This is a genomic window from Dyadobacter sp. (assembly GCF_051859145.1).
Lineage (GTDB): Bacteria > Bacteroidota > Bacteroidia > Cytophagales > Spirosomataceae > Dyadobacter.
The window spans coordinates 1-6,547 of the sequence record NZ_JBHYGF010000109.1; the positions used below are offsets into that span (position 1 = coordinate 1).

The following is a 6,547-nucleotide window of genomic DNA, read 5'->3' on the forward strand; positions in this document are numbered from 1 at the left end:
TGTATGTGTTCCTTATGGTTGAGATAACCGGAAGTGAAATGTACTACCTTGTGTATCAGATAGGGAATTACTGTAAAATCCAGCTCAGGGTGTGCTTGCAACAATTGAATTTCTTCATACCAACTAATGTGCGAGTAGTCGGCATGAAATGCTTCCGGACGTATATTATTAGCCCTGTTCTCATTAATCGCCTCGTAAAATATGACCAGGTCGAATGTCTGATCTTTCAATAGCTGGTATTTGTACCAGTTATCCAGTGACGTGTGAGCGGGCATTGCGGCATTATATATGCAGAATTCCTTTTTACCAGAGTAGCTAGCCGTTAAAATGCTGTCAAGCCGTTCTTCCAGACGAGACCAACCCGGACTTACTACCGAGCCACCTAAGATCAAAATATCTTTTTTTTCATCCTGATTAGTAATGTGCTTTTTAGCGATAGGCTTTAAGGTCGTGTAATAGCCATCATATATATACTCCGAAGGTGAAAAGAAGCTGTATCCGCAGAAACTCAAAACTGAACGTAGTAATACCTCTGTTAATATCAGAAGTATAAATAGGTATGTGACGACAAGGGATCGTTTCCTCCGAACTGATTGCATTCGCAATTGGCAATTATTTTAAAAGGTGCCAATCTAGTACGCATCAAATAGCTTATTCGGATCAAGTTATCCCGCGGCCGAGCCTGCTGATTGAACGGGTTTAGGAACTTAGTTGAGCGATGTGTCTGTCCTTGGAGCATCCACCCTGCTCAGCTGAAAGTATTTTTTCAGCTTAATAAAAGGAGCTTCAAAGATGTACCAGGAAGCAGTTGCGAGCAAAATCAATACGATAAGGCTGACCAGCTTCAAGGAATAGTTGGAGAAATCGAGGGTGATGTGCAGAAAACGGTTGCATATCTTCACAATAAGCGGCACTACCAGCGTCGGAACGAGCATGTGGTATACGTACAACCCGTAACTGATCCGCCCGATATGCCGCATAAATGCATTGTCGAGAATGCTGCCGATAATAGAAGGAAAACCGCTGCCATAGCTTGCTTTTGCAACCAGGTAAAGACAAAATAGCGACATGGAAGTCCTGAAAAGCAGGGTTTTCGGCAAGGCATCTACATTGTTAAAGCATATAAACAGAAAAACTGCTAAACCTGCTAATGCAAGAACATTGAGGACTTTAAGGAATTTTACCACAGATTTATCATAATAGCTCACGTAGGCCCAAATAGCGCCGAGTCCGAATGAATCCAGACAAGTTGGCATCAAAACGCCTTCATTATACCCGAAATACCCCAAAACCCATCTGGAAGCACTCCCCAGAATGACGGTTGCGATCAGCGTTCTTTTCATGTACCGCAGCGGCACCGTGAGTACAACAAACGGCCAAAAAATATAAAACTGCTCTTCCACGGCAAGCGACCAGAATGGAGAAAGTACATCAAACCAGTTGTGCGATTTTTCAATCAGAAAGTTGGAAATGTAGAGCAGGTAATATCCAGGATCAGAGTAAAGCTGAGTGGAAACTTCAGGAACGAAGTCAATATACTGAATGCTCCAGATGATCAGCAGGGTGAGATAATAGAGCGGAAAAATGCGCAGCATGCGGCGCAGCATGAAGTTCTTGTAAGTAGCGCCCAAACCGTGCGTGGCAAGATAACCGCGACTGGCCAACAGGATACGTGTAATCAGAAAACCGCTTAAAACGAAGAATAATGTAACCCCTAATGGACCGTTTGCAATGACATTTATCCCCTCTCCCTCCGGAAACCAGTGAAACACGACAACCAAGGCCACTGCGAAAGCCCTCAGCCCGTCAAGTTGAGCGATATACTCCTGCTGTTTCTGCATGTGTGTCAATATATTACACACCAAAGAACGTGATTAATCGGTAAAAATTTCAGCCTAAAATTTTCACCGGCTTGTGATCTTCATCCAGCGCTACGAATGTAAAAATACCGGTAACTGCCTTCTCACGGCCTTCCTCATACATCTTTTCAACGAAAATATCGACCCGGACCTTCATACTGGTGTTGCCCACCGTCTCCACCCTGCCGACCAGCTCGATAATCGTTCCGGCAGGTATCGGATGTGTAAAATCAATACGGTCGGAGGAGACGGTTACACAGCGCAGCCTGGAAAACCGGGTAGCTGCGATGAATGCAACTTCATCCATCATCGACAATGCAGTGCCGCCAAAAAGGGTGTCGTAGTGATTGGTATTATTTGGAAAAACAGTTTTAAAAACGCGCGTTTCGGAGGCTGTAATTTTTTCTTGAATGTTCAAAACGTTGGGTGGTTTGTTAAATCGTTATTGTTGGTTGTCATTATTTTCATTTGTGCTCAGTGATTGTCACTGCTGGTCATTGGTAGTCATTCATTGTGATAAGTGTTGAAAACAGCCTCAAAACAACAAATGACCACAAATGACAAGCAATGACGGCATTCAACTACCTGTATCTTTCGCGCAGCAAGTTACCCGCCAGGATCATATTTCGCAAAGCAGCTTCGGTTTTGGGCCATTTTCTGGTTTTTAGTCCGCAGTCCGGGTTTACCCAGAGGTTTCTCGCCGGGATTACCTTCAATGCCTTTTCAAGTAAAAGTATCATTTCATCCACTGTTGGTACTCTTGGCGAGTGAATATCGTACACGCCGGGGCCGATTTCGTTGGGATAGTTGAAGTTTGCAAATGCATCCAGCAACTCCATTTGCGAGCGTGAAGTTTCAATTGTAATCACATCTGCGTCCATTGCCGCAATGGAATCGATAATATCATTGAACTCCGAATAACACATATGCGTGTGGATTTGAGTTTGGTCGGCCACACCAGCCGCACTGAGCCTGAATGCGTCTACTGCCCATTTCAGGTAAGCCGACCAGTCTGCTTTTCGTAACGGGAGCCCCTCGCGAATTGCTGGTTCGTCGATCTGTATGACTTTAAGTCCCGCTTTTTCCAGGTCCACTACCTCGTCGCGAATAGCCAGGCCGATCTGAAATGCAGTGTCTTTCCTCGGCTGATCGTCCCGGACAAAAGACCATTGCAAGATCGTAACAGGACCTGTGAGCATTCCTTTGACCAGCTTTTCCGAGTTAGCCTGCGCAAATGCAGACCATTTCACTGTCATAGGTTTGGGCCTTTCGACATCGCCATATATCACAGGAGGCTTCACACAGCGACTTCCGTAGCTTTGTACCCAGCCATTTTGCGTAAAAACAAACCCGGACAGACTTTCTCCGAAGTACTCCACCATATCATTCCGCTCAAATTCCCCGTGTACCAGCACGTCTATCCCAAGTTCTTCCTGCCAGCGCAGCGAACTCACGATTTCCTCCCGAATGCGATTTTCATACTCATCCTGCGTCAGTACATTCTTTTTCAGATTGGCGCGTAGCAGACGTACTTCATCAGTTTGCGGGAATGAGCCGATTGTGGTGGACGGGAACAATGGAAGTTTTAGTTTTTCCAATTGAATTTTCTGTCTTACCGGAAAACTGCTTTGTCTGCTAAAATCCGCGTCACTTACTTTGGCAAGCCGATTTTTCACTTCCGGTTTATGGATCAAAGTAGAGTCACGGCGACTTTGTATCGCTTCCTGGTTTGCTAGAAATGCCGGATCTGAAATCCAGTTAGTGTCAGCTAGCCGGGCTAATTCAGCAACTTCCGACAGTTTTTGTTTGGCAAAAGACATCCAGTTTTTGATTTCAGGTGTCAAAACCGTTTGGTCTGTTTCCAGTTCAAGGTCACACGGGCTGTGCAGCAGCGAAGAAGAAGGCGCGATGAGCAGGCGTTCTTTGCCCAATACATTTGCAGCCTGCTCAATGAACGCGAGTGATTTGGAATAATCATTTTTCCAGATATTTCTTCCATCAACAACTCCCAGGGAAAGCTTGCGACCGGAACTAATAAACGCCTCATGCCCAAGCAAATGAGGAAGCGACTCAGCGCCACGGGTCAGGTCAATGTGCAATGCATCAACTGGCAAATTGGCTGCCGTGTTTACATTATCCCCCAGTGCCCCGAAATAAGTAGCTATCAGCAATTTCAATCTTGGAACTGCATTCCTGATCTCTTCGTAAGCTGTTTCAAATGCATGCTTTTGCTTTTCCGACAGATCGAGTACCAATGCAGGCTCGTCTATCTGCACCCACTCCGCGCCTCTTGCGGAGAGTTCTTGCAGTACAGATATATAAACAGGCAGCAGGTTTTGCATCAAATCAATTTTATCAAAGCCCGCCTCTTTTTCTTTTCCCGACAAAAGATAGGTAACCGGCCCCAGCAGCACAGGTTTTGTCAGAATTCCTTTTTGCAATGCATCTTCAAATTCGAGCAATACTTTATCGGAATACCTTCTGAACTGTTGGTTTCGGGTAAACTCGGGCACGAGGTAATGGTAGTTTGTATCAAACCATTTTGTCATTTCCATTGCCTTGATATCGTGACCGTCGCGCTGGTAGCCGCGCGCCATTGCATAATATAGTTCAAGCTCTTTATTAGACTTTCCGTCGACGAGCTGGTGGTAACGTTCGGGCACCGCACCCACCATGAGCGAAGTGTCGAGTACCTGGTCGTACAATGAAAAATCGTTGGACGGAATCAGGTCGATACCGGCTGCTTTCTGCGTGTTCCAGTTTTCGTGGCGGATCTTGCGTGCGACCTTCTGCAATTCGTCGCGGTCGATTTTACCTGCCCAGAATTTTTCGCTTGCTCTTTTCAGTTCGCGGTGGCTGCCAATGCGCGGGTAGCCGAGATTGTGAGATAACATAGCTTTTGTGTTTAAGAGTTAATAAAAACCCTTTGAAAACACCCCCGTCCTGACCGAAGCCAGTACGTAACACAGCGAGATTGCTCCGGCGAGATCGGCACGAAAGCCGCTCACGGATTTGTCTTCCAATATGTTTGGTAAATCAATGCCTGACCAGCCTCCAACCGTGAGAGAATGGACATTGAGAGTAGCGGCAAGTCTCCTGGCTTGTATCAGTTTTCACCGCCCTTCTCGTCGTAATTGTCTGCTAGCCAACAGTTACAACAATGGGACACGCGGGTAAAAACCTGTTCCGATTACTTCGGAACGGATACTTACAGTAGCACGACTGCCCGTGATTCGCACACGGTTCCTTTTTAGTTTGCTATCATTTGGATGAGGGTTCCAAAAAGCAAAACCACTACCCCGATTGACGGGCGTTCACAAAGAACTGGCCAAATTTAAATTGAAAAAGAAAGCGCCGGAAGAAGCGCGCTGATTTAAGTGAAAGGTGCAAAAATTCAGTTTTGGCGAAGGATATTTTATCTTTTTGACCCCAAAAAAAAGGCTCCAAAAGTGATTTTTGAAGCCATGGTTTAGGGGAAATATTTGTATATCCGAGATTGGCACTTTCCAAACTAGCCTTGAAATAGGTAAGATTCAAATTCTTGTCTTTCTTCCGGACTAGCAATTCCTTCGAGTATTCCTTCTTCCATTGCAATTCCGAGTGCCAGATCTTCTTCATCGTCAGAAAGTGTTCGCTCATCAATTTCCATTATTCAACATTTTCAAAATGAATAAAATTTACACTCTCAATCCGCTTCCCGCCTCTGCATCCAAGATAAACTCTGCATTGAAATGATTCTGCAAAACAGTGGCGGGAAATTCAGCAGTAACCGGAAAGGCAAGCGCCCGTGCGATTACAGGTGCCTTCGCTGCGCCTGCTCCGATGAGAATGGCCGTTTTTGATTCCAGAATATGGCGGATACCGACTGTAATTCCCCTGGTGAGCTGGGTAGGTTTGTTGAAATATTTCTGCCCGACTTCTGCTGTCAGCGGGTCGAGTTCTGAAATGTGGGCGTAGGTGTCCCAGGGTGTTCCCGGCTCATTTAAAGCCAAATGCCCGTTCATTCCAATTCCCAGAGCGATCAGGTCCAGCCCGCCCAGGCTCTCTACTATTTTGTTGATCCGCACGCATTCTGCCTCCGGGTCCATTGCTTTTCCGTCGAAGAACACGATCTGATTTTCGCGGAAGCCGATTGGTTTGAGAAAATCCTTGTCCAGCAGGTCGCGGCAGCTGCCTTCGTCGCCGGCACCGAGGCCGATCCATTCGTCAAGACCAATGTAAATGCATTTGGAAAAATCAACTTCCCCTTTCTGATTGGCGGCAGCCAGCGCACGGAACATACCCAGCGGCGTACTTCCCGAAGGCAGACAAATCACGGATTCAGGCTTTTTTGTCAAAAGCGCGATCACGCGGTCGGCGGCTGCCTGGCTCATTGCATTGTAGTCGGGATAGATGCTGATCTTGGGTACCATAGCGGGTTTTATTGATTTTTGAAGGCTGCCAATCTAAACATTCTTTTCAAAGCGGTTAACATTTATCCTTCAAAAAACAACAAAAACTAAAAGCCCAAACCTAACTTTACCTTTCAATCCAATTCATTTTTATACTTCTAAAAAAATAAAATGGAATACCGCATAGAAAAAGATACCATGGGCGAAGTGCAGGTACCTGCTCATGTATATTGGGGCGCTCAAACGCAACGCTCAATCCAGAACTTCCCAATCGCGCAGGATATCAACAAAATGCCC

The 6,547-nt window shown here is 45.9% G+C and carries 5 protein-coding genes, 1 pseudogene and 1 riboswitch; all 6 genes and pseudogenes read right to left on the reverse strand.

The window, feature by feature from the left end; all coding sequences use genetic code 11:
* Positions 1–512: pseudogene (locus ACTIE6_RS07885) on the reverse strand (hypothetical protein); the annotation flags it as partial.
* Positions 513–707: 195 nt separating this feature from the next.
* A complete protein-coding gene (locus ACTIE6_RS07890) occupies positions 708–1,841 on the reverse strand; it encodes an acyltransferase family protein (protein ID WP_439556118.1) in 1,134 nt (377 codons plus the stop codon).
* A 49-nt stretch (positions 1,842–1,890) separates the two neighbouring features.
* Positions 1,891–2,277, reverse strand: a complete 387-nt coding sequence (locus tag ACTIE6_RS07895) for an acyl-CoA thioesterase (protein WP_439556119.1) — start codon at positions 2,275–2,277, stop codon at positions 1,891–1,893.
* A 163-nt stretch (positions 2,278–2,440) separates the two neighbouring features.
* Positions 2,441–4,753, reverse strand: coding sequence for a 5-methyltetrahydropteroyltriglutamate--homocysteine S-methyltransferase (gene metE / locus ACTIE6_RS07900; RefSeq protein ID WP_439556120.1), 2,313 nt, complete (start codon positions 4,751–4,753; stop codon positions 2,441–2,443).
* A 175-nt stretch (positions 4,754–4,928) separates the two neighbouring features.
* Positions 4,929–5,170, reverse strand: a riboswitch (cobalamin riboswitch).
* Positions 5,171–5,370: 200 nt separating this feature from the next.
* Entirely contained in the window at positions 5,371–5,508 is a 138-nt protein-coding gene (locus ACTIE6_RS07905; protein ID WP_439556121.1) for a hypothetical protein, read from the reverse strand.
* 28 nt (positions 5,509–5,536) lie between these two features.
* A complete protein-coding gene (locus tag ACTIE6_RS07910) occupies positions 5,537–6,271 on the reverse strand; it encodes a glucosamine-6-phosphate deaminase (protein ID WP_439556122.1) in 735 nt (244 codons plus the stop codon).
* Positions 6,272–6,547 lie beyond the last annotated feature (276 nt).